The following is a 2,516-nucleotide window of genomic DNA, read 5'->3' on the forward strand; positions in this document are numbered from 1 at the left end:
TTGTGACTGCTAAACTAGAGTAGACAGTTATTGCTGAATAAGAAGAAACACTTATTACCCAAATATACCAGTAAAATAAAATACTCTGCCATTGTATGATGTTTAATATCTATCAATAACACATCAATGGAGGGAACGGTAAAGGTGGATAAGTGGGAAATGTATATGGAGATACAACAGTTGATTAAGCAAGGTTTTAGCAAAACAAAGGCGGCAGAAAAGTTAGGCGTATCAAGATCAACAATATATCGAAATTTAGAAAAGTCTCCTTCGGAGATGGTGGACTGGGTAGAATCTTTAAAGTCACGGAGGAAAAAGTTAGATCCATATAAGGAGTTAATTCTTTCTTGGTTAAGAGAACATCCTGACATGTCAGCTGCTCAAGTACAAGATTGGCTAGAGGAAAAGTATGCAAGTATGAAGATCGGTGAAAGCACGGTTCGTGCATTCGTTAGAGAGTTAAGAGAAGAATACCAAATTGAAAAAGAAACATCACCAAGGGAGTATGAGGCTATTCCAGAGTTACCAATGGGAGAGCAAATCCAAGTTGATTTTGGTCATACAAAACAAAAAACTTCTGATAATAAGGAAGTGAAACTCAACTTTATAGCATTTGTTTTGGCTAATTCAAGATACAAATACAAAGAATGGTTAGATAGACCTTTTACAACACAAGATGTTATTCGAACTCATGAAAATGCATTTAGATGGTTCAAAGGAATACCAAGAGAACTTGTATATGATCAAGATAGTTTAATAGTGGTAAGTGAAAATAGTGGAGATTTAATCCTAACAAAAGAATTTCAACAATATAAAGAAACTAGGAACCTAAACCTTCACGTTTGTAGAAAAGCAGATCCTGAAAGTAAAGGAAAAATAGAAAATGTGGTAGGTTTTATGAAACATAACTTCGCTAAACATAGAGTGTTCCACACTATTGATTCCTGGAATGAGCAGGGTTGGCGATGGTTAAATCGGACAGGTAATTACAAGATTCACAACACAACAAAAAAAAGACCAGCCGAAGTGTTCTCCTTAGAAAAGCAACACTTAAGACCGGTCACACAAGATATAGATCTTGTAAACAATTATGAAAATAGTATAACAAGAAGTGTCCATAAGGACAATACAATTCGATATTTATCTAACAGGTATTCTCTTCCACTTGGCACTTTTAACAAGCATGAAAGTGTTTGTGTTAAAGAGATCGAAGATAATCATCTATTAATCTATATTTCTCAAACAAGTGAAATAGTTGCAAAACATAAGATTCCAGAAGGAAAAGGACATCTAGTTAAAGATAGAAATCACTCACGTGATAGAACTAAAGGTGTAGATGCCTTTATCGATACAGTTGCAAACCAATTCGTAGATACTGATATTGAGATAGCTTATGACTATTTGTATGCCCTTAGGGGAAAATATCCTAGATATATTAAAGATCAATTGCAGATTATATTAAGAGAAACGAAAAATAACAATAACAGTATTTTATCAGCAACACTGCATGAATGTATCAAAAGGAACTTATACAGTGCAACAGATTTCAGCGATGTCGTTTCATACTTAAAACGTCAACGACGAGTTGATGATACAGTAACCGATAACGATGAAACTGTGACACCATTAAATAAGATTTCTGGATGGATTATGGAGACAGAAGCACAGAAGAGAAAAGTTGATACCTATACCAATATATTGGAAGGTGATTCAATTTGAGTCAGTTAAATCAGTTACAAGACTTGATGAGGAACCTTCGCTTAGCTGAAACAGCAAATCACCTATCTACACTAATAAGAGAGGCTGAGGAAAAGGATTCATCCTTTACTCAGTTCCTCCTAGATGTAGCAGTTTATGAGCAAAACCGTAGAGAAGAAAAACAATTAGAAAAAAGATTTAAATGGGCAACATTTCCGTTTTACAGCACTTTAGATGACTATAATGTAGATGATCAAAAATCATTAAGCAATAAGAAATTAAACCAACTTAAGGACTTAACATGGATTGAGCAGTTATACAATATTATTCTGCTTGGACCGCCAGGTGTAGGTAAGACTTTTCTATCCGTTGGATTGGGGATTGAAGCTTTAAACCAGGGTTACAAAGTGATATTCACAACCATGGGAGACCTTATAAGTGTATTAAAAACAGAAGAAATTACTAGAAAATCAAAGACAAGAATGAAAAGAATTAGAGAAGCAGATCTAGTCATTATTGATGATCTGATGTTTATGGCGATGGACAAGCAAGAAGCAAATATGTTCTTCCATTTAATTAATGACCTTTATAACCAATCATCAATCATTTTGACTTCCAATAAAGGTCCTAAAGAATGGGGAGAATTATTGGGTGATCAAGCGATTACTACTGCAATATTAGATCGTATATTACATCGAGTAGAAATAATTCATTTGAATGAAGATAGTTGGAGAATGAAGCATAGATCGACTATATTTGGTCAACAAAGTGTTTCAAATTAACAAGCAAAAATTGTGTCATTCTACTTGACGGTCACA

The 2,516-nt window shown here is 34.1% G+C and carries 2 protein-coding genes; both read left to right on the plus strand.

Translation table 11 applies throughout. The features are described from left to right. Positions 1–144 precede the first annotated feature (144 nt). On the plus strand, positions 145–1,719 hold the full coding sequence (gene istA / locus D2K62_RS18550; RefSeq protein WP_117161874.1) for an IS21 family transposase: 1,575 nt from the start codon (positions 145–147) through the stop codon (positions 1,717–1,719). Between the two features lie 26 nt (positions 1,720–1,745). Further along, positions 1,746–2,480 carry an IS21-like element helper ATPase IstB gene (gene istB, locus D2K62_RS18555; RefSeq protein WP_117161875.1) on the plus strand — a complete coding sequence of 245 codons (735 nt, stop codon included), beginning with the start codon at positions 1,746–1,748 and terminating at the stop codon, positions 2,478–2,480. Positions 2,481–2,516 lie beyond the last annotated feature (36 nt).

Origin of the sequence: Paraliobacillus sp. X-1268 (genome assembly GCF_003426095.1) — a bacterium.
Taxonomy (GTDB): Bacteria; Bacillota; Bacilli; order Bacillales; family Amphibacillaceae; genus Paraliobacillus_A; species Paraliobacillus_A zengyii.

Coding starts and splice junctions, on each gene's coding strand:
- istB (WP_117161875.1), top strand. CDS start 1,746: ATGAGGAACCTTCGCTTAGCTGAAACAGCAAATCACCTATCTACACTA.